Here is a 20,120-nt window from a genome sequence, read left to right as displayed (position 1 = left end):
TGATCTTTTCGGAAAACCGCTTCACACTTTTCCGGATCATGCTCTGATCGGAGCGCGGTGGCCATGACCGAACGTCTCAATGCATTCGCGGTCACGCTCGCCCAGCTCAATCCCACAATGGGCCACATCGACGGCAATGCCGCGAAAGCGCGCGCGGCGCGCGTGCAGGCAGCCGCCGACGGCGCCGATCTCGTGCTGTTTCCGGAATTGTTCATCGCCGGTTACCCGCCGGAAGATCTGGTGCAGAAGCCTTCGTTTCAGGCCGCCTGCCGCGCTGCGATCGAAGCGCTGGCGCGCGAGACCGCCGATGGCGGGCCGGCGATGCTGATCGGCACGCCCTGGGTCGAGGAGGGCAGGCTTTACAATGCCTGTGCGCTGCTCGACGGCGGCCGTATCGCTGGCTTGCGCTTCAAATGCAATCTGCCGAACTACGGCGTGTTCGACGAGAAGCGGCTGTTTTCGCGCGGTCCCGCGGCCGGCCCCGTCACCGTGCGCGGCGTGCGCATCGGTGTGCCGATCTGCGAGGACATCTGGCTGGAGGAGTCCGAGAACTACGAGAACGTGGTCGAGACGCTGGCCGAGACCGGCGCGGAGATCATCCTTGTGCCGAACGGCTCGCCTTATGCCCGCGACAAGGCCGACGTGCGCTTGTCGGTCGCGGTCGCGCGCGTCACCGAGAGCGGTCTGCCGCTGGTCTATCTCAACCAGGTTTGCGGCCAGGACGAGCTGGTGTTCGACGGTGCTTCCTTCGCGCTCAACGGCGACCTTTCGCTCGCGGCGCAATTGCCGGCGTTCGCGGAGAGCATCACCACACTGCACTTCACGAGAAGCGGCGACGATTGGCGCTGCACCGGTCCGATCGCCGCGCAGCCCGAGGGCGACCACGCCGACTACGCGGCTTGCGTGCTGGGCTTACGCGACTACGTCGCCAAGAATGGCTTTCCCGGTGTGCTACTCGGCATTTCCGGCGGTATCGACTCTGCCCTCTGCGCGGCGATCGCGGTCGATGCACTCGGTGCCGATCAGGTGCACGGCGTGATGCTGCCTTATCGCTACACCGCGGCACACTCGATCGCGGACGCCGGCGAGCTCGCCGGCCATCTCGGCATCCGCTACGAGGTGCTGCCGATCGCGGAGGCGGTGACCGGGTTCGAGACCATCCTGTCCGGCGTCTTCAAGAATCTGCCGCCCGATGTTACCGAGGAAAATCTCCAGGCCCGGACCCGTGGCACGCTGCTGATGGCGATCTCCAACAAGACCGGCCTGATGGTGGTGACCACCGGCAACAAGTCGGAAATGTCGGTCGGCTACGCCACGCTGTATGGCGACATGAACGGCGGCTTCAATCCGATCAAGGACATCTACAAGACACAGGTGTTTCGGCTCGCAAGCTTGCGCAATTCGTGGAAGCCTGAGGGGGCGCTGGGGCCGGCCGGCGAGGTGATCCCGCCCGACATCATCACGCGTCCACCGACCGCGGAGCTGCGCGAGAACCAGACCGACCAGGATTCGTTGCCCGCTTACGACGTGCTCGATGCCATCCTGGAGCGTCTGATCGAGCGCGAAGAGCCGCTCGACACAATCATCGCCGCCGGCTTCGACCGCGAGACGGTCACCCGCATCGATCATCTCCTCAATGTCGCCGAATACAAGCGCCGCCAGGCCGCGCCCGGCGTCAAGGTGACGGCCAGGAATTTCGGCCGCGACCGCCGCTATCCCATCACCAACCGCTTTCGCGATAAAGGCGAGCAGCTCGCCGCCCCGGACGAGACGCTGGTGTCGCGTGGGAGCAAAGCCTCGATCGACGCGTTCGAGGGGTGAGGCTGGCCGAAGGTCGTGGGATGGACGGTGTCGTCACGTACGACGCTGTCATCATCCGCGAAGGCGGATGATCCAGTACGCCGCGGCGGACGTTGTCGAACCCAACTGCCGCCGCGGAGTACTGGATGCCCGCCTTCGCGGGCATGACAGTTGAATTTGTGGCCGCCTACTTCTGCTGTTGCGGCAGGAAGCTTGGCCCGACCGAACGGATCGGCTTGTTCTCGGACGAGGTCGTAGCGGTGCCGGTTTCCGCCGGCGGCGTTGCTGCCGGCGCGCCAGCCGTCGTCGTCGCCGGCGCTGCGCCCTTCTTGGCATTCGCGGGCGTGCCCTTGTTGAGCTGCCGCTGCTGCATCTTCTTGGCGCTCTCCTCGGTGACGATGATGTCACCCTGCTGCTCGGCCGACGCCTTGTCGTCGGCGGATTTGAGCGCGTCCGCCCAGGTCTGGCCCGCGGCCTTGCAGGAGCAGGACGGGTTGAACTCGCTGCGGAATTTGAACGCGGTCGGCAGCGCCGTGTAGGGCTGGCCGCTGGTGGAGACCGCGGAGTTCATATCCTCGCCGGGATTGCGATGGGTGTAGAGCACGGCTTCGGCGGCCGGGCACAGCGCCTTGCAGGTCTTCTCGTCGTCGGGGAAGCGCGCCGGCACGGTCGCAAACGAGACCGGGAAATACGCGCCGTCGCAGGTGCGCACGCACACGGTGCGATAGGTGCCTGATTGCGGGCCGAGATCGGACGGCGGCACACTTTGCGGATTGTTGGGGTTGTTGCCGCCGAACAGATTGCTCAGGAAGTTGCCGCCGCCTTGCGACTGCGCGGCGTTGGCATATTGCGGGCCGCAATTGTTCTGCGCCAGTGCTGCCAGCACCGAGCGGCGCTGGTTGTCGCGCTCGGGGCTGAAGCCGCCGGCGCCGCCGCGCAGGCGTTCGAGATTGCCGGTGATCTGGTCCAGATTGGCGCGCATCTGCTGGATCTGGGTGTTGACCGGACCGCATTGCGCGGACTGGCCGCTGAACAGCGAGAAGAAGCCGGAGGAATCGCAACCCATGCGCTTGGCCTGCATGGTGACGCGGTCGAGCTCGGCCTGCTGCTTGCTCTGCGATTCCTGATAGCGGCGGATCTGGTCTTCGCGCGCGGGATCACCGCCGTTGCCACGATCGAGACCGGCGAGCTGGCCTTCCAGGCGCGCGCACATCGGGTTGGGTCCGAGCCCGTTCTGGCCGGGCTGAGGCGGCGGTCCCGGCGGGCCGGCCTGTGCGGAGGCACCATTGGCGAGCACGACCGTGCTCAAGAGCACGGCGCAGGCAAGGATCGAGCGAGCACGGGAGAGAGACAAAAATTCAGGCATATCCGCCATTCTAGCGAGGTCACGGCCACGCGTGATGTGGGGGGCCGAAGCGCGCCCTCCCATAGCCGCTTCCTGCGGCATCGTCACGTCGTTTCAGAGGCCAGCGATTGGGCCTAAGGTACGCCAGTTCCGAGCGAATTCAGCGCTGGCAGGTGATTGCGACATATTCATCGCAATGGCCATGGGAGCAGTTTGCGCCGGATTTGGGGACAGAGCCGGTAATTTCGTCGGGATCGACCCGGCGATAGGCCGAAGCCTGGGCAAAATCGCGTGACTGGCAGTAGGTGCGGGCGACCTGCGCGCCGCATTTGTCGCTCTTGGCCAGGCACTGATCGACGCCGTAGCCATCCGCCTGGTTGGGGATGATGAAGACGCGGGTCTCGGCGAGAGCGCTGGAAACGACAAGGATGGAGGCGCAGGAAATGAGCGCGAGCAATGATCGCATGAAAACACCGGAGGGCAAAAAATAGGAACTGCCAGTTCCAGAATGGGCTCAAATGGTTAAGGATATGAACCATCTATGCGCGGCGGCTGCGCATTGCGGAGATAAAGCGGCATTTTCGCGGCTCTCTTGACGCGGGGCCGCCTCATAGCCCATATGTTCCGTCATGAACGGTCTCCTCGTCATTTGCGCCATTTGCCGCGAGATTACGAGCTAGCGATTCGCTGGCTGGAGCCGTCTTTTCTCAAAACCATTGAGAGCACTGGACGCCCGGCCAACAGCCGACGGGTATCCTTATGGAATTGCGCCTTTACGATACGCTGAGCCGGGAAAAGCGCACCTTCGTGCCGCTCGATGCCAAGGACGTCCGCATGTATGTCTGCGGACCGACCGTCTATGACTTCGCCCATATCGGCAACGCCCGGCCGGTGATCGTGTTCGACGTGCTGTTCCGGCTGCTGCGCCATCTCTACGGTGAGGCGCACGTCAAATATGTCCGCAACATCACCGACGTCGACGACAAGATCAACGACCGCGCGGCGCGGGATTTCCCCGGCCTGCCGCTGAACGCGGCGATCCGGAAAGTCACGGAGCAGACCGGCAAACAGTTTCACGCCGACGTCGACGCGCTCGGCGCGCTGCGGCCGAGCGTCGAGCCGCGCGCGACCGAGCATATCGGCGAGATGCGCGAGATCATCGAGCGGCTGGTTGCCGGCGGCTTTGCCTATGTTGCCGAGGATCACGTGCTGTTCTCGCCGCAGGCGATGAACGCGGTCGATTCCGGGCTGCCGCGCTATGGCGCGCTGTCCAACCGTTCGCTGGACGAGATGGTCGCCGGCGCCCGCGTCGATGTCGCGCCTTACAAGAAGGGCAACACCGACTTCGTGCTGTGGAAGCCGTCCAAGCCCGGCGAGCCGTCATGGCCATCACCGGCCGGCGTCGCCGCGCAGGGGCGGCCGGGCTGGCACGTCGAGTGCTCGGCCATGGCCTGGAAGCATCTCGGCGAGCACTTCGACATCCATGGCGGCGGCATCGATCTCGTGTTTCCGCATCACGAGAACGAGGTCGCGCAGACCTGCTGCGCCTTCCACCGCGAGCGCATGGCTAACTACTGGATGCACAACGGCTTCCTGCAGGTCGAGAGTGAGAAGATGTCGAAGTCGCTCGGCAACTTCGTCACGATTCACGAGCTGCTCGCGGAATGGCCGGGCGAAGTGCTGCGCCTGAATATGCTCAAGACGCATTACCGCTCGCCGATCGACTGGACGACGAAGTCGCTGGAGGAGAGCGCCAGGACGCTCGACGACTGGTATCGGGTTGCGGCTGACGTCGTACCCGGCAAGCCCGCCCCGTCGGTGATCGAGCCGCTGCTCGACGACCTCAACACGCCGCTGGCCATCGCGGCGCTGCATGGCCTGCGCGGCAGCGACGTTGGTGCCCTCGCGGGTTCGTTGCGGCTGCTCGGCTTTCTCTCCGAGAGCGCCGCACAGTGGGAAGGGCGCAAGCAGCAGGCGAGCGGCGTCGATGCCAAGGAAGTCGAGCGGCTGATCTCGGAGCGGACGGCGGCGCGTGCGCGCAAAGACTTTGCGGAATCCGATCGTATCCGCGATCTGCTTGCCGCGATGGGCGTTGCGATCAAGGACTCCAAGGAAGGCACGACGTGGGAGGTCGCACGATGAAGCGGCCCGACACGCCTTTTCCGCGGCACTGGTTCTATTACATCGCGCTGAAAATCCTGCTGCTCGGCGCCGCCGTGGCGCTGGCACTGAAACTCTATGGGATGTGGTAAAGACGATGGCACAAGCACTCCCAAAGCCCGGCTTGCGGCCCTTCCTGCCGGAGGACGTGCCGGTTCTCGCCGCGATCTTCACGGCCAGCATCGAAGAGCTGACCGGCGACGATTATAGCGAAGCGCAGCAGCAGGCCTGGATGGCGTCGGTGGAGGACGAAGAGTTCGGCAAGGGGCTCGCCTCCGACCTGACGCTGATCGCAACGCTGGAGGGATCACCGGTGGGCTTTGCGTCGCTGCGGGGCAAGGACCATATCCGCATGCTCTATGTGCATCCGGCCGTGGCCGGGCAGGGTCTGGCGACGATGCTCGTCGATGCGCTGGAAAAGCTTGCGGGCGGCCGCGGCGCCGACAAGCTGACGGTCGACGCCAGCGATAACGCGCAGGGCTTTTTCGCCAAGCGCGGCTATGTCGCCATGCAGCGCAACAGCATCACCGTCAACGACGAGTGGCTGGCCAACACCACTATGCAAAAGACGCTCGGCAGTGGCCCCGCGTCGGGAGCGCTGCAATGAGCAAGGAGCGTCTCTATCTGTTCGACACCACGCTGCGTGACGGTGCGCAGACCAATGGGGTCGATTTCACATTGACCGACAAGCAAATCATTGCCCAGATGCTCGATGAACTCGGCATCGACTATGTCGAGGGCGGCTATCCCGGCGCCAATCCGACCGACACCGAGTTCTTCGGCACCAAGCCGAAGTTTTCGCATGCGCGCTTCACTGCGTTCGGCATGACACGTCGGGCGGGGCGCTCGGTCTCCAACGATCCCGGTGTGGCCGGGCTGCTGGAAGCCAAAGCCGACGTGATCTGCTTCGTGGCGAAGTCGTCGGCCTATCAGGTGCGCGTTGCGCTGGAGACGACCAAGGAGGAGAACCTCGCGTCGATCCGCGACAGCGTTGCGGCGGCGAAGGCCGCCGGCCGCGAGGTGATGCTCGACTGCGAGCATTTCTTCGACGGTTACAAGGAGGATTCCGGTTTCGCGCTCGCCTGCGCGAAAGCTGCCTATGACGCCGGCGCGCGCTGGGTGGTGCTGTGCGACACCAACGGCGGCACCATGCCCAACGAGATCGAAGCGATCGTTGCCGAGGTGACGAAGCACATCCCCGGCGATCATCTCGGCATTCACGCCCATAACGACACCGAGCAGGCGGTGGCGAATTCGCTCGCCGCGGTGCGCGCCGGCGCGCGGCAGATCCAGGGCACGCTGAACGGCCTCGGCGAGCGCTGCGGCAACGCCAATCTCTGCTCGCTGATCCCCACCTTGAAGCTGAAGGCCGAGTTTGCCGACGCCTTCGAGATCGGCGTGACAGCGGAGAAGCTCGCGACCCTGGTCAAAGTGTCGCGCACGCTTGACGACATGCTCAACCGCGTGCCGAACCGGCATGCAGCCTATGTCGGCGAGAGCGCGTTCGTCACCAAGACCGGCATCCATGCCTCCGCCGTGCTGAAGGATCCGCAGACCTACGAACACGTCCTGCCGGAACTGGTCGGCAATCACCGCAAGGTGCTGGTGTCCGACCAGGCCGGACGCTCCAATGTCATCGCCGAGCTCGACCGCGCCGGCATCGCCTACGAGAAGAGCGATCCGAAACTGTCGCGGCTGGTCGAGGAGTTGAAGGAGCGGGAGGCGCAAGGCTACGCCTATGAATCCGCCAACGCCTCGTTCGAGCTGTTGGCGCGGCGCACGCTCGGCAAGGTGCCGCATTATTTCGAGGTCGAGCAGTTCGACGTCAATGTCGAGCAGCGTTACAATTCGCATGGCGAGCGCGTCACCGTGGCGCTGGCGGTGGTCAAGGTCAACGTCGCCGGCGAGCATCTGATCTCGGCGGCCGAAGGCAACGGTCCCGTCAACGCGCTCGACGTCGCGCTGCGCAAGGATCTCGGCAAGTACCAGAAATATATCGAAGGCCTGACGCTGATCGACTATCGCGTGCGTATCCTCAACGGCGGCACCGGCGCGGTCACGCGCGTCCTGATCGAGAGCGAGGACGAGAACGGCGACAGCTGGACCACGGTCGGCGTGTCCCCCAACATTATCGACGCCTCGTTCCAGGCGCTGATGGATTCGGTGATCTACAAGCTGGTGAAGTCGGGCGCGCCAGCGTAGGGGATAGTGTCCGTGAGCCATGGCGGCGCCACAAACGCCGTCATTGCGAGGAGCGAAGCGACGAAGCAATCCAGACTGCGTCCACCGCGCCAGTCTGGATTGCTTCGCTTCGCTCGCAATGACGAGGAGAGAGGGGAGCGCGACCCATGATTGATCACATCTCCGTCGGCGTCAGCGATCTCGAACGTTCGGCGACATTTTACGAAGCAACGCTCGGGGCCCTTGGGCTCACGCGCATCGTCACGCGGCCGCGGACGATCGGCTTTGGCAAGGCCTATCCCGAATTCTGGATCAATCTGCGCGAGGGCATGCCGCACGTGCCGCCGGAGAGCGGCGTGCATATCTGCCTGCGGGCCAAGACGACCGCCGAGGTCGATGCATTTCACGCCGCGGCGCTGTCCGCCGGCGTGTCCGACGGCTCGCCGGGTATCCGCCCGCACGATCGCGTGCGTTATTATGCAGCCTTCGTCCTCGACCCCGATGGTAACCGGATCGAGGCGGTGACGTTTCCTGCGGACTAGAGCTTGCGCGCCATTTCCGGGGCGATCTGCTTTTCCGCATCTTCGATCTGCGCTGCCGCCGATTTCAGCTTCGGCAAAATCTCTTCGATCCGATCGGCCTTGAGGATGTCGACCGAAAGCCCGGCGCGGATGAATTCCGTCTGGCGCATGTGCGACAGCAGCGAGAACAGCGGCTCCCAGAAATTATCGATGTTGGCCAGCAGCACCGGCTTGGCGTGACGTCCGAGCTGCTTCCAGGTCAATTGCTCGACCAGTTCCTCCAGCGTGCCGACGCCGCCCGGCAGCGCCACGAAGGCGTCGGAGCGTTCGAACATCAGCCGCTTGCGCTCGTGCATATCGGGGGTGACGATCATCTCCTGCACGCGCGTCAGCGCGTTTTCGCGCATCCGCAGGAAATCGGGGATGATGCCGGTGACAGTGCCGCCGTGATCGAGCACGGAGGTCGCGACCGAGCCCATCAGGCCGAGCGAGCCGCCGCCGTAGACGAGGCGGATGTTGTTCTCGGCGAGCGCCTTGCCGAACGCCTTGGCGCCTTCGGTGAAACGGGGATTGGTTCCTGGGCCGGAGCCGCAATAGACACAGACGGTTTTGATCGTGCTCATTGGTGCCATGATGCATTGCAGCGGAGAGGCGTCAAGCCCAATCGGTGATTCGGGACTTCCGGAAATCTACCGGTAAACGACGGCGAACAATCGAAGATTCGCCATCTGGCGGGGTGCATGGGCATCGGTAAGGCTCTATATGACAATCGAAAATCCTTAATAGCAACGCAGCCCGCATCCGACGGGCTTTTTCAGGCTTCTTGATGGACCAAGCTCAATTGCCCGCCGGCCCCAACGTTCCTGATCCCGCCGGGGGGCCGCTGGAGCGGGCCACGCTGATGGGCACGCTGGCGCATCTGTGGCCCTATATCTGGCCGGGCGACCGCTTCGACCTGAAGATGCGCGTGGTCTGGTCGATGGTGCTGCTGCTCGCCGCCAAGCTGATCACGCTGACGGTTCCTTTCAGCTTCAAATGGGCGACCGACGCGCTGACCGGCGCCAACACCGCGCCGGTTCAGGCCGACAATTGGCACCTCTGGGTGATCGCCTCGCCGCTGCTGCTGACCGCCAGCTATGGCGTGATGCGCATCGTGATGGCGGTGCTCACGCAATGGCGCGACGGCATTTTCGCGCGCGTCGCGATGCACGCGGTGCGCAAGCTCGCCACCATCACCTTCATCCACATGCACGAGCTGTCGCTGTGCTTCCATCTGGAGCGCAAGACCGGCGGCCTGACGCGCGTGCTCGAGCGCGGCCGCGAGGGCATCGAGGTCATCGTGCGCATGGTGATCCTGCAGTTGATCCCGACCATCGTCGAGGTCTCGCTGCTGATGGCCGTGCTGCTGTGGCAGTTCGATTGGCGCTACGTGCTCGCGACCCTCGTCACTGTCGCGGTCTACATGTACTACACCTACATCGCGACCGAGTGGCGGATCGGCATCCGCCGCAAGATGAACGATGCTGACACCGAGGCGAACACCAAGGCGATCGACTCGCTGCTCAACTACGAGACCGTCAAATATTTCAGCGCCGAGACCCGTGAGGCGCAGCGCTACGACCGATCGGTCGCGCGTTACGAGGAGTCGAGCGTCCAGGCTTACACTTCGCTTGCCGTGCTCAACACCGGACAAGCCGTGATCTTCACGCTGGGGCTGACCGCGACCATGCTGATGTGCGCGATCGGCGTGCGCAACGGCACCAACACGGTCGGCGATTTCGTGCTGGTCAACGCCATGATGATCCAGCTCTACCAGCCCTTGAATTTCATGGGCATGGTCTATCGCGAGATCAAGCAGGCGATCATCGACATCGAGAAGATGTTCAACGTGCTTGGACGCGAGGCCGAGATCAAGGACGCGCCGGGCGCGAAGCCGCTGGTGGTCTCCGCGGGCAATGTGCGTTTCGAGGACGTGCGCTTTGCCTATGAGCCGTCCCGTCCGATCCTCAAGGGCATCAGCTTCGAGGTGCCGGCCGGCAAGACGGTCGCGATCGTCGGCCCGTCAGGTGCGGGCAAGTCGACCATCTCGCGGCTTTTGTTTCGCCTCTATGACATTTCCGGCGGCAAGATCCTGATCGACGGCCAGGACATTCGCGAAGTCACGCAGGCGAGCTTGCGCGCGTCCATCGGCATGGTGCCGCAGGACACCGTGCTGTTCAACGACACCATCCGCTACAACATCCGCTACGGCCGTTGGGACGCCAGCGATGCCGAGGTCGAGCAGGCAGCGCAGCTGGCGCAGATCGATCATTTCATCCGCATGGCGCCGAAAGGCTACGAGACCCAGGTCGGCGAGCGCGGCCTGAAACTGTCAGGTGGTGAAAAACAACGGGTCGCGATCGCGCGCACCGTGTTGAAGGCGCCGCCGATCCTGGTGCTGGACGAGGCGACCTCCGCACTGGACACCCACACCGAGCACGAGATCCAGGGCGCACTCGAGCGCGTGGCCAAGAACCGCACCTCGCTGGTGATCGCCCATCGGCTCTCGACCATCGTCGGCGCCGACGAGATCATCGTGCTGGACCAGGGCCGCATCGCCGAGCGCGGCACCCACGCGAAACTGCTCGCGGAGGAGGGGCTTTACGCCAGCATGTGGAACAGGCAGCGCGAGGCCGAGGCGGCGCGCGAGAAACTGGCCAGGATGGCCGACCCTGACGAGGCGCCCAACCGGGAGCCACCGCCGGTCGCCGATGTCCTGACGACGCCTGCGGCGGCGGAGTGACCTTGTCTCCGGTCCCAACTCTGGCCTAAACAACACCACCGCGCGGGACGACCTGCGCCATCAACCCTGAGCGGCAGATAGCGATGTCCATTCTCGATTCGATCCAGCGTCAGATCCCGCCGATCCACAAGGAGGGTTATCCCTTCATCGGAGGCTTTGCGCTGGCAAGCCTCGTCCTGTTCTGGCTGTGGTCGCCGTTGGGGTGGATCGGCACTATCCTGACCGTGTGGTGCGCGCTGTTCTTCCGCGACCCCGTGCGTGTGACTCCTGTGCGCGAGGGGCTCGTGGTGTCGCCGGCCGACGGCCGCGTCTCCATGATCACCATGGCGCTGCCGCCGGCCGAGCTCGGGCTCGGCGACCGGCCACTGCCGCGCATCTCGGTGTTCATGAGCGTGTTCAACTGCCATGTGAACCGCAGCCCGATCACGGGCCGGGTGGACCGTATCGCCTACCGTCCCGGCCTGTTCATCAATGCCGAGCTGGACAAGGCGAGCGAGGACAATGAGCGCAACTCGCTGGCGATCACGACGCCGACGGCGCGGATCGGCGTGGTCCAGATCGCAGGGCTCGTCGCCAAGCGCATCGTCTGCTTCGTCAAAGAGGGGCAGGCAATCGGCGCCGGTGAGCGCTTCGGTCTGATCCGCTTCGGCTCGCGGCTCGACGTCTATCTGCCGCTGGGCACCAGGGCGCTGGTCTCGGAAGGCCAGACCGCGATCGCCGGCGAGACGATTCTGGCCGATCTCGCCGGAGACGACCCGAGCCGCGCCTACCGCTCCAATTAACCAATAAGTCGGCCCGAAGGGTCTTCCGCCGCAATGGCGGAGGGGAACGCGGCTTGCTATATCTCGCCCCAAGGTGAGGACGAGCCATGACGCCCTACGACTTCAAAGATCCTGATGTGCGCCGCCGGCGGTTCCGCCCGATCCCGGTGCGCATGCTGGTGCCCAACGTCATCACGCTGCTGGCGATCTGCGCCGGCCTGACCTCGATCCGGCTCTCGATCGAGGGGCGGATGTCGCTCGCGGTCTACGCCATCGTGTTCGCGGCGGCGCTCGACGGCATCGACGGCCGCATCGCGCGCATGATCAAGGGGCAGTCCAAGTTCGGCGCCGAGCTCGACAGCCTCGCCGACTTCGTCAATTTCGGCGTGGCGCCCGGCCTGATGCTGTATTTCTGGCAGCTGCACGAACTCGGCAATGCCGGCTGGATCGCCGCCATGGTGTTCGCGATCTCCGGTGGCCTCCGCCTGGCGCGCTTCAATGCCACCATGGACGATCCCAACAAGCCGGCCTTTGCCGCCAATTTCTTCACCGGCGTGCCGGCGCCGGCGGGCGCGATCACGGTGCTGCTGCCGATCTATGTCGCGTTCCTCGATCTCGGCCGGCTGCCTGCGGCGGTGACGGCTGCCTATACGCTGCTGATCGCCTTCCTGATGGTGTCGCGCCTGCCGGTGTTCTCCGGCAAGACCAAGCGCATGCGCGTGCCGCCCGAACTGGTGCTGCCTGCGTTCGTCGCGGTGATCGTCTTCATCGCGATCCTGATCGCCTATCCCTGGCACGTGTTGTCGATCGGCACCGTGCTGTATCTGCTCGCTTTGCCGCTCGGCTACAAATCCTATCGCGACCAGGCACGCGCGATGGAAGCCACGGCGCCGGCGGGAGGCGAGGTCTCGTCGCCGCCGTCGGCACCGACGCTGGCAAACCTGTCGGAGCCGCCGCGCGACGACGACCGGCCTGACCGGCTGCACTGAGCCACTTAAGCAGCAAGACTTGGATATCTGCCATGAGGTGCCCTGAGTTGGGTTGAGGCCCGATCTCGGCTATATCGCCTGGTGACGGCGGCACCGCGCCAACAGCGGCCGCCAATCTGGGAGAGAACGCCGTGACGAATATCGCGACCGGGCCGCTGCCCGCTTCCGTCCTCGAAGCGCTGGGCCGCTATGACACGCCGACGATCTGCAATGCCATGGAGATCGTGGCGCCCGAGCGCCGGCTGATCGGCTACACCACCAAGCCGCTGGTCTGCCCATTTCCCGATCTGCCGCCGATCGTCGGCTATGCCCGCACGGTCGCGATCCGCTCGGTGCTGAAAAACTCGCTACCGGCGGAAGAGCAGTCCAAGCGCCGCATCGACTATTACGAATATGTCGGTACCGGCCACGGTCCGCGCATCTCGGTGATCCAGGATATCGACGGTCCCGACGTCGGCTACGGCGCGTTCTGGGGCGAGGTGCAGAGCAACGTGCACAAGGCGCTCGGCTGCCTCGGCGTCATCACCGACGGTTCGATCCGCGACATCCCGCAATGGGCGCCGGGCTTCCAGGCACTGGCCGGCTCGATCGGCCCGTCGCATGCATGGGTGCATGCCGAGAGCTTTGGCGGCGAGGTGCGCGTTGCCGGCATGACCGTGAAGTCGGACGATCTGATCCACGCCGATCTGCACGGCGCCATCGTGATCCCGCACGACATCGCAGCAAAGTTGCCCGAGGCAGCCGAGCTCTGCGGCCGCCGCGAGACGCCGATCCTCGAGATCGCCCGCAGCCCCGACTTCTCGTTGGAGAAGTTGAAAGCTGCGCTGAAGCGTTCGGCGGAGATTCACTAACGGCGGGACCGGAACGATCTACGGTTGCGACGCCGCTCGCAGGCTGCCCTGTTCCGTCAGGAACAAGGCGGCCCGATCCGGCTCGCCGAGCATCGCGGCAGCGCAGCCGAGGACTTCGCGCGTCCCGCCTTGGGTGACGGTGCGGGGCCGCCGTATGGTTAGCAAAATGTTGAAATCCGTGTCGGCAGTCGGCAAAAGCCGGCGCCTTTCAGCACGCTGCGGCCGCCAGGCGCGCCGGCTCAACTTAACCTTTACGCGTCTTTAATCGCGGCTCACTAGGGTTTCCGATGCGGTTCGGGGTTGGGCCGCGCCATCGGCCAGGACGGCCGTTGTTGCGTTCGCGTTGGAGTCTCCCATGGACATCATGACGAGCATCGGGCTCGTGGCGGGCATTGTCGTCATCGCGACGATGATGCTGCTGGGCGGCGATCTCCACATGTTCATTTCCGAGCATGCGATGATCATCATCTTCGGCGGCTCGACGGCTGCGACCATGATCCGCTTTCCGCTCTCGACGCTGATCCACGGCCTGCCGCTCGGCGCCAAGTTTGCCTTCACGATGAGCCGTCTGTCAGCGCATGATCTGGTCGACGAACTCGCCCGCATCGCCGAGATCGCCCGCAAGCAGGGGCCGGTGGGTTTGGAAAAGGTCGAGACCGACGAGCCGTTCCTCGCCAAGGGCATCCGCTACGTCGCCGACGGCTACGACCTCGATTTCATTCGCGACAATCTCGAGCGCGACCGCGACAATTTCCTGATGCATCTGGACGAAGGCAGCAAGATCTACCGCGCCATCGGCGACTGCGCGCCTGCCTTCGGCATGGTCGGCACGCTGATCGGCATGGTGCAGATGTTCGCCAACATGACCGACCCGTCAAAGCTCGGCCCGTTCATGGCGACCGCGCTGCTCGCCACTCTCTACGGCGCGCTGGTCGCCAACCTATTCTGTATCCCGATCGCCGACAAGCTGCATGGCAAGCTCCTGGACGAAGAGACCAACCGCACGCTGATCATCGACGGCATCCTGATGATCCGCGACTCCAAGAGCCCGACGCTGGTCCGCGAAATGCTGCTGGCCTATCTGCCCGAGAAGCACCGCCACGCCGAAGGCGAGCCGGTGCCGGCCTGAGGCCGCGCGTCGGGATTTGAGACATGGCCAAGAAGAAGCGCGGCGATTCACACGGAGGCGGTCACGGCTGGTTCGTGACCTTCGCCGATCTGATGGGCCTGATGATGAGCTTCTTCGTGATGCTCGTCGCGTTCTCGACCCAGGATGCCAACAAGCTGAAGGTCGTCGCAGGCTCCATGCGCGACGCCTTCGGTGTCCAGACCGAAGCGCGCTATTCCGGCATCGTCGAGTCCGACGGGCTGCCGACCCGCCCTCGGCTGAAGAACGTCGATCACATTCAGCCCGAGGACTCCTCCAACACGCCGACGCCGGACCAGGAGGATCGTGACCGCACCTCGGGCGCGAAGATCAAGGTCGACCGGAATTTTGCACTGGCGGCGGCCTCGCTGCGCCAGGCGTTGCAGGACATGCCGGAACTGACCGAGATGTCCAAGCACATCATGTTCGAGGAGACCAAGCAGGGCCTCAACCTCGAGATCGTGGACCAGGACGGCCGCTCGATGTTCGCCGACGGCTCCAAGGTGCCCTATGACCGCACCCGTCGCCTGATCGAGAAGCTTGCTGTTCCGCTCAAGGCGACGCCGCTGCGCGTCTCCATCGCCGGCCATACCGCGGCTGGATTCGTGCCGACCCGCAGCGACTACGGCGCCTTCGACCTGTCGGCCGATCGCGCCAATGCCGTGCGTCAGATTCTCGAACGCGAGGGCTTGCCGGCCGCCCATGTCTTCGCCGTCGCCGGCAAGGCGGACACCCAGCCGCTGTTTCCGGACGATCCCTCGCTCGCGGCCAACCGGCGGGTGACCATCACCCTGATGCGCGAAGATCCGCCGCTGCCGCCGAATCTGAAGCCGTAGGGCGCATTCGAGCGAAGCGGGCCCTGTTTCGCGCGAAGAAAGCGCGACAAAACAAGGATGTAGAGCCAATTCCCGTTCAATCGGGAACGGGAAGGCTCTGGGCTCTTGCGCCACCATCTTACCTGAGGCATGTCGTCGCGTGGGCGACGACCGTTGCTGCGCCGTCACAGCATCCGTCCCGGCGCCTGCTATGGTGATGTGCTGATTGACAGGGGCGCCGGAACCGTCAAAAGGCGCCGGATCAATTCTCGGGCAGAAGCGTTCCAGTTTCATATGACGGCGAGCATCACATCGACCGAAGCTCCGGACGGGCCGGTCACCTCTGGTTTCTGGGGCCTGACGCTCGGGAGTATCGGCGTTGTCTTCGGCGACATCGGCACGTCGCCGCTCTATGCATTCCACGAGGCCGTCAGGGGTGCCGCCCATGGCCAGCCGGTCTCGCGGGTCATGGTGCTCGGCGTGCTCTCGCTGATCCTCTGGGCGCTGCTGATCGTCGTCACCGCCAAATACGTGCTGCTGCTGCTGCGCGCCGACAACAACGGGGAGGGCGGCACGCTTTCCCTCATGGCGCTCGGCCAGCGCGCGCTCGGGCGGCGGAGCTGGTTCCTGATGGCGCTCGGCGTGGTCGGCGCCTCCATGTTCATCGGCGATTCCATGATCACGCCGGCGATCTCGGTGTTGTCGGCGGTCGAGGGTCTGAAGCTCGCCACGCCCGCCTTCGAGCACTATGTGGTTCCCCTGACCGTCCTCATCCTGGCGCTGCTGTTCGCGGTCCAAAGCAAGGGGACGGCGCTGGTGGCCTCGGCCTTCGGGCCGGTGATGGTCGTCTGGTTCACCGTTCTTGCCGTGTTGGGCGTCGTTCACATCGCCGACGATCCGTCGGTGCTGGCAGCGATCAATCCCTATTACGCGCTGCAATTCCTGCTGTCGCACGGCACGATCGGCCTGGTGACATTGGGCGCGGTGTTCCTCGCGGTGACCGGCGGTGAGGCGCTCTACGCAGATCTGGGCCATTTCGGCCGCAAGCCGATCCAGTCAGCCTGGATGTTCTTCGTGCTGCCCTCGCTCCTGATCAACTATTTCGGGCAGGGCGCGCTGGTGCTGTCCGATCCCAGCGCGATCGAGCACTCTTTCTATCGCATGGTCCCCGAGCACTTCGTGCTGCCGCTGGTCGGGCTTGCGACCGCGGCGACGGTGATCGCGAGCCAAGCGGTGATCACAGGGGCCTATTCGCTGGTCTATCAGGCGGTGCAGCTCGGCCTCCTGCCGCGCTTCGAGGTGCGCTTCACCTCGGAAACCCACGCCGGCCAGATCTATCTGCCGCGTGTCAACCGGCTGCTCCTGATCGGTGTGATGCTGCTGGTGCTGTTGTTCCACACCCCCAGCAATCTGGCTTCGGCCTACGGTATTGCGGTCTCCACCACCATGGTTGCCGACGGCATCATGGGCTTCATCGTGATCTGGAAATTGTGGAACTGGCGCGCCGCGACGGCCGCAGCGGTGATCCTGCCCTTCGTCGTGGTCGACATAAGTTTCTTCAGCGCGAATCTTCTGAAGCTGCTTGAAGGCGCCTGGGTGCCGCTGCTGTTCGGCGCGATCATGGCCGGGACAATCTGGACCTGGCGGCGAGGGTCCGCGATCCTGATCCAGAAAACGCGCCGCATCGAGGTGCCGCTGGACGATTTGATCCGGAGCCTGGAGAAGCGGCCGCCGCACATCGTCAAGGGCACCGCGGTGTTCCTGACCAGCGATCCCTCCTTCGTGCCGACCGCGCTGTTGCACAATCTCAAGCACAACAAGGTGCTGCACGAGCATAACGTGGTCCTGACCATCGAGACCGCGCATACGCCGCGGGTCGATCTGTCGGAGCGTTTCCGGATGGAGAAGATCAGCGACAAGTTCTTCAAGGTCCGCCTGCGCTTCGGCTACATGGAGCAGCCGAACGTGCCCAAGGCGCTCGCGATCGCGCGCAAGCAGGGCTGGCAGTTCGACATCATGTCGACCTCGTTCTTCGTGTCGCGGCGCTCGCTGAAGGCGTCGGCGCAGTCCGGCATGCCGCTTTGGCAGGACCATTTGTTCATCGCGCTGAGCCGGTCCGCCAACGACGCCACCGACTATTTCCAGATTCCCACGGGCCGGGTGGTTGAAGTCGGAACCCAGGTCACCATCTAAGCGGCGATTGGCAGAGACATGTCAAATTGCATACCTAAGCCCCAAAATCGGCCTAGGCTATGCCGGTAGCGCAGGCCTATAAGCCCCGCGCTCCCCGCCGTTGTGCAGTGAAGCATTTTTTAGAGGCCATCAGGCTCTCCCATGACAAGTGATGTAGCGATTTCCGCCCCGGAAACGGCGGCGGCCAATGGGCATGGCGACGCCCACACCACCGCCGGTTTCGGTGCGCTGACACTCGGCAGCATCGGCGTCGTCTATGGCGATATCGGCACCAGCCCGCTCTACGCGTTCCGCGAGGCGGTGATGGCGGCGTCCGGCGCGGAGGGGGTGCCGACGCCGGCGGCCGTGCTCGGCGTGCTCTCCCTGATCCTGTGGGCGCTCATCATCGTGGTGACGCTCAAATACGTCGTGATCCTGCTCCGTGCCGACAACAACGGCGAGGGCGGCACGTTGGCGCTGATGGCGCTGGCCCAGCGCGCAGTCGGCACCCGCGGAACAACCATCGTCCTGCTCGGCATCATTTCCGGCGCCCTGTTCTATGGCGACGCCGTGATCACGCCGGCGCTCTCGGTGCTGTCGGCGATCGAAGGCATGAAGGACATCACCCTGCACTTCGAGCCCTACATCGTACCGCTGACCGTGATCATCCTGGTCGGTCTGTTTGCTGTGCAATCCCGCGGCACCGCTCGCGTCGCCGCCTTCTTCGGCCCCATCATGTGCGTCTGGTTCGCTGTGATCGCGATCGCGGCGATCCACCCGATCATCCAGCAGCCGCAGGTGCTGTTGGCGCTGAACCCGCTCTACGCGGTGTCGTTCATGCTCCACCACGGCATCATCGGATTCGTGACGCTGGGAGCGGTGTTCCTGGCAGTCACGGGCGCGGAGGCGCTCTATGCCGACCTCGGCCATTTCGGCAAGCGGCCGATCCAGACCGCCTGGCTGTTCATCGTGCTGCCGTCGCTGGCGCTGAACTATCTGGGGCAGGGTGCGCTCGTGCTCGGCGATCCCGGGGCGATCGTCAGCCCGTTCTTCCAGCTCTTTCCGCAAGGTTTTTTCCGCGGCTGCATGGTCGTGCTGGCGACCGCCGCAACTGTCATCGCGAGCCAGGCGGTCATCACCGGTGCCTATTCGCTGACGCGTCAGGCGATCCAGCTCGGTCTGTTGCCGCGCTTTGAAATTCGCCATACGTCTGAAGCCCATTCCGGCCAGATCTTCATCCCGCGCATCAACCAGCTCCTGCTGGTCGCGGTGGTCCTGCTGGTGCTCTTGTTCCGCTCCTCCAGCGCGCTGGCCTCGGCCTACGGCATCTCCGTCACCGGGACCATGGTGGTCACGGCGATGATGGGCTTCGTGGTGATCTGGAAGGTATGGCGGTGGTCGCCGTTCACGGCTGCCGCCCTGATCGCGCCGTTCCTGTTTCTCGACCTCACCTTCCTGGCCGCCAATCTGCTCAAGGTGTTCGAGGGCGGCTGGGTGCCGCTGGCGCTCGGCGCGCTCATGATCATCCTGATGTACACGTGGCGGCGCGGCAGCCGGCTGCTGTTCGAGAAGTCGCGCAAGCTCGAATTCCCGCTCGCCGACCTCGTGGCGATGCTGGAGAAGCGGCCGCCGCAGCGCGTGCCCGGCACCGCCGTGTTCCTGACCAGCGATCCCCTCAGCGCGCCCACGGCGCTGATGCATAGTCTGAAGCACTACAAGGTGCTGCACGAGAAGAACGTCATTCTCACCATCGAGACCGCGCAGACCCCGCGCATCGATCCGGCCGAGCGGGTGAAGCTGGAGCAGATCTCGCCGACCTTCTCCAAGGTGACGCTGAAGTTCGGCTTCATGGAATCGCCCAATGTGCCGAAGGCGCTGGCGATCGCCCGCAAGCTCGGCTGGCAGTTCGACATCATGTCGACCTCTTTCTTCCTGTCGCGGCGGGCGCTCAAGCCGGCCGCCCATTCCGGCATGCCGCGCTGGCAGGACCGGCTGTTCATCTCGCTCAGCCGTTCCGCCAACGACGCCACCGACTATTTCCAGATCCCCTCCGGCCGCGTTGTCGAGGTCGGCACCCAGGTCACCATCTGAAGCGACGATCTGATCCTCCATTTGAAGGTCGCACTTCAAGTCGCTGCGATTTAGCTTTAACTTGCGCAAGGCAGCTCAAGCCTTTGTAGCGCTTGATTTTCACCGGCCGAGAGGCGAGGTTGCCGGCCGCCGGGATCGCCCCGGCAGCGGCCCGCGACGTTGGAGGATGATGTGGCAAATCAAGTACAGGATCTGACCCCGGACGAGGTCTCCAAGGGTGTCGCGGAGGGCCGCTATCTCCTCGTCGACGTGCGCGAGCCGAACGAGGTCGAGGCCGAAGCCTATCCTTTCGGCGTGGTCGTGCCGCTCTCGACCTTCGATCCCAAGGCGATCCCCGATCCCGAGGGTAAGGAGGTCGTGTTCGCCTGCCGTTCGGGCAAGCGTTCGGTGACGGCCTCGCTGGCGGCGCAGGCGGCAGGGCTGCCGTACGACAAGCATCTGGCCGGCGGCATGCTCGGCTGGAAGGCGGCGGGTCTTCCCAGCAAGGTCGGCGGCTGACCCCGCC

At 64.6% G+C, this 20,120-nt stretch carries 17 protein-coding genes; 14 read left to right on the top strand and 3 right to left on the bottom strand.

Annotated features, from left to right (window positions below; translation table 11 throughout):
- The first annotated feature begins 63 nt into the window (after nucleotides 1-63).
- On the top strand, nucleotides 64-1,821 hold the full coding sequence (locus BRA1253DRAFT_RS06955) for an NAD+ synthase (protein ID WP_007592525.1): 1,758 nt from the start codon (nucleotides 64-66) through the stop codon (nucleotides 1,819-1,821).
- Nucleotides 1,822-1,987: 166 nt separating this feature from the next.
- On the opposite strand, the gene BRA1253DRAFT_RS06950 is transcribed toward BRA1253DRAFT_RS06955, so the two are convergent.
- Both BRA1253DRAFT_RS06950 and BRA1253DRAFT_RS06945 read right to left on the bottom strand, forming a co-directional pair.
- Nucleotides 1,988-3,175, bottom strand: coding sequence for a DUF2865 domain-containing protein (locus BRA1253DRAFT_RS06950; RefSeq protein ID WP_035992901.1), 1,188 nt, complete (start codon nucleotides 3,173-3,175; stop codon nucleotides 1,988-1,990).
- A 130-nt stretch (nucleotides 3,176-3,305) separates the two neighbouring features.
- The gene (locus tag BRA1253DRAFT_RS06945) at nucleotides 3,306-3,611 is read right to left on the bottom strand and encodes a hypothetical protein (RefSeq protein WP_007592521.1); all 306 of its coding nucleotides are present in this window, start codon (nucleotides 3,609-3,611) and stop codon (nucleotides 3,306-3,308) included.
- A gap of 293 nt (nucleotides 3,612-3,904) precedes the next feature.
- Here BRA1253DRAFT_RS06945 and cysS point away from each other — a divergent pair, with 293 nt between their 5' ends.
- From cysS to BRA1253DRAFT_RS06925, 4 genes are all read left to right on the top strand, one after another.
- Nucleotides 3,905-5,287, top strand: coding sequence for a cysteine--tRNA ligase (gene cysS / locus BRA1253DRAFT_RS06940; RefSeq protein WP_007592519.1), 1,383 nt, complete (start codon nucleotides 3,905-3,907; stop codon nucleotides 5,285-5,287).
- A gap of 115 nt (nucleotides 5,288-5,402) precedes the next feature.
- The gene (locus BRA1253DRAFT_RS06935; protein ID WP_007592515.1) at nucleotides 5,403-5,912 is read left to right on the top strand and encodes a GNAT family N-acetyltransferase; all 510 of its coding nucleotides are present in this window, start codon (nucleotides 5,403-5,405) and stop codon (nucleotides 5,910-5,912) included.
- Nucleotides 5,909-7,507, top strand: coding sequence for a citramalate synthase (gene cimA, locus BRA1253DRAFT_RS06930; RefSeq protein ID WP_007592513.1), 1,599 nt, complete (start codon nucleotides 5,909-5,911; stop codon nucleotides 7,505-7,507). Before BRA1253DRAFT_RS06935 ends, cimA begins: the two co-directional genes overlap by 4 nt.
- Nucleotides 7,508-7,653: 146 nt before the next feature.
- The gene (locus BRA1253DRAFT_RS06925; protein WP_007592511.1) at nucleotides 7,654-8,028 is read left to right on the top strand and encodes a VOC family protein; all 375 of its coding nucleotides are present in this window, start codon (nucleotides 7,654-7,656) and stop codon (nucleotides 8,026-8,028) included.
- Here the strand turns inward: BRA1253DRAFT_RS06925 and BRA1253DRAFT_RS06920 are convergent.
- Nucleotides 8,025-8,630: a TIGR00730 family Rossman fold protein gene (locus BRA1253DRAFT_RS06920; RefSeq protein WP_007592508.1), complete on the bottom strand. Its 606-nt coding sequence runs from the start codon at nucleotides 8,628-8,630 to the stop codon at nucleotides 8,025-8,027. The genes BRA1253DRAFT_RS06925 and BRA1253DRAFT_RS06920 overlap by 4 nt on opposite strands.
- 203 nt (nucleotides 8,631-8,833) lie before the next feature.
- Between BRA1253DRAFT_RS06920 and BRA1253DRAFT_RS06915 the strand changes: the two genes are divergently transcribed.
- From BRA1253DRAFT_RS06915 to BRA1253DRAFT_RS06875, 9 genes are all read left to right on the top strand, one after another.
- The gene (locus BRA1253DRAFT_RS06915) at nucleotides 8,834-10,789 is read left to right on the top strand and encodes an ABC transporter ATP-binding protein/permease (RefSeq protein ID WP_007592506.1); all 1,956 of its coding nucleotides are present in this window, start codon (nucleotides 8,834-8,836) and stop codon (nucleotides 10,787-10,789) included.
- A 77-nt stretch (nucleotides 10,790-10,866) separates the two neighbouring features.
- Nucleotides 10,867-11,571: a phosphatidylserine decarboxylase gene (locus tag BRA1253DRAFT_RS06910; RefSeq protein WP_256375820.1), complete on the top strand. Its 705-nt coding sequence runs from the start codon at nucleotides 10,867-10,869 to the stop codon at nucleotides 11,569-11,571.
- An 86-nt stretch (nucleotides 11,572-11,657) separates the two neighbouring features.
- Complete coding sequence (locus BRA1253DRAFT_RS06905; RefSeq protein WP_007592503.1) at nucleotides 11,658-12,539, top strand: phosphatidylcholine/phosphatidylserine synthase; 882 nt, start codon at nucleotides 11,658-11,660, stop codon at nucleotides 12,537-12,539.
- Nucleotides 12,540-12,670: 131 nt separating this feature from the next.
- Nucleotides 12,671-13,390 (top strand): RraA family protein, encoded by a 720-nt coding sequence (locus tag BRA1253DRAFT_RS06900; protein ID WP_007592501.1) that lies wholly within the window; start codon nucleotides 12,671-12,673, stop codon nucleotides 13,388-13,390.
- A gap of 355 nt (nucleotides 13,391-13,745) precedes the next feature.
- Nucleotides 13,746-14,519, top strand: coding sequence for a motility protein A (locus BRA1253DRAFT_RS06895; protein ID WP_007592499.1), 774 nt, complete (start codon nucleotides 13,746-13,748; stop codon nucleotides 14,517-14,519).
- A 23-nt stretch (nucleotides 14,520-14,542) separates the two neighbouring features.
- Nucleotides 14,543-15,373 carry a flagellar motor protein MotB gene (locus BRA1253DRAFT_RS06890; protein ID WP_007592497.1) on the top strand — a complete coding sequence of 277 codons (831 nt, stop codon included), beginning with the start codon at nucleotides 14,543-14,545 and terminating at the stop codon, nucleotides 15,371-15,373.
- Between the two features lie 273 nt (nucleotides 15,374-15,646).
- On the top strand, nucleotides 15,647-17,545 hold the full coding sequence (locus BRA1253DRAFT_RS06885) for a potassium transporter Kup (RefSeq protein WP_007592495.1): 1,899 nt from the start codon (nucleotides 15,647-15,649) through the stop codon (nucleotides 17,543-17,545).
- Nucleotides 17,546-17,686: 141 nt separating this feature from the next.
- Nucleotides 17,687-19,615 (top strand): potassium transporter Kup, encoded by a 1,929-nt coding sequence (locus BRA1253DRAFT_RS06880; protein ID WP_007592493.1) that lies wholly within the window; start codon nucleotides 17,687-17,689, stop codon nucleotides 19,613-19,615.
- A 171-nt stretch (nucleotides 19,616-19,786) separates the two neighbouring features.
- On the top strand, nucleotides 19,787-20,113 hold the full coding sequence (locus BRA1253DRAFT_RS06875; RefSeq protein ID WP_007592491.1) for a rhodanese-like domain-containing protein: 327 nt from the start codon (nucleotides 19,787-19,789) through the stop codon (nucleotides 20,111-20,113).
- Nucleotides 20,114-20,120: the final 7 nt, after the last annotated feature.

The sequence above is a fragment of the Bradyrhizobium sp. WSM1253 genome, assembly GCF_000244935.1.
Classification (GTDB): domain Bacteria; phylum Pseudomonadota; class Alphaproteobacteria; order Rhizobiales; family Xanthobacteraceae; genus Bradyrhizobium; species Bradyrhizobium canariense.
Note: the sequence above shows the minus strand (reverse complement) of the source record. Positions and strands in the feature narration are given on the sequence as shown.

Coding starts and splice junctions, on each gene's coding strand:
- BRA1253DRAFT_RS06925 (WP_007592511.1), top strand. CDS start 7,654: ATGATTGATCACATCTCCGTCGGCGTCAGCGATCTCGAACGTTCGGCG.
- cysS (WP_007592519.1), top strand. CDS start 3,905: ATGGAATTGCGCCTTTACGATACGCTGAGCCGGGAAAAGCGCACCTTC.
- BRA1253DRAFT_RS06890 (WP_007592497.1), top strand. CDS start 14,543: ATGGCCAAGAAGAAGCGCGGCGATTCACACGGAGGCGGTCACGGCTGG.
- BRA1253DRAFT_RS06950 (WP_035992901.1), bottom strand. CDS start 3,175: ATGGCGGATATGCCTGAATTTTTGTCTCTCTCCCGTGCTCGCTCGATC.
- BRA1253DRAFT_RS06880 (WP_007592493.1), top strand. CDS start 17,687: ATGACAAGTGATGTAGCGATTTCCGCCCCGGAAACGGCGGCGGCCAAT.
- BRA1253DRAFT_RS06915 (WP_007592506.1), top strand. CDS start 8,834: ATGGACCAAGCTCAATTGCCCGCCGGCCCCAACGTTCCTGATCCCGCC.
- BRA1253DRAFT_RS06895 (WP_007592499.1), top strand. CDS start 13,746: ATGGACATCATGACGAGCATCGGGCTCGTGGCGGGCATTGTCGTCATC.
- BRA1253DRAFT_RS06955 (WP_007592525.1), top strand. CDS start 64: ATGACCGAACGTCTCAATGCATTCGCGGTCACGCTCGCCCAGCTCAAT.
- BRA1253DRAFT_RS06945 (WP_007592521.1), bottom strand. CDS start 3,611: ATGCGATCATTGCTCGCGCTCATTTCCTGCGCCTCCATCCTTGTCGTT.
- cimA (WP_007592513.1), top strand. CDS start 5,909: ATGAGCAAGGAGCGTCTCTATCTGTTCGACACCACGCTGCGTGACGGT.
- BRA1253DRAFT_RS06905 (WP_007592503.1), top strand. CDS start 11,658: ATGACGCCCTACGACTTCAAAGATCCTGATGTGCGCCGCCGGCGGTTC.
- BRA1253DRAFT_RS06920 (WP_007592508.1), bottom strand. CDS start 8,630: ATGAGCACGATCAAAACCGTCTGTGTCTATTGCGGCTCCGGCCCAGGA.
- BRA1253DRAFT_RS06935 (WP_007592515.1), top strand. CDS start 5,403: ATGGCACAAGCACTCCCAAAGCCCGGCTTGCGGCCCTTCCTGCCGGAG.
- BRA1253DRAFT_RS06885 (WP_007592495.1), top strand. CDS start 15,647: ATGACGGCGAGCATCACATCGACCGAAGCTCCGGACGGGCCGGTCACC.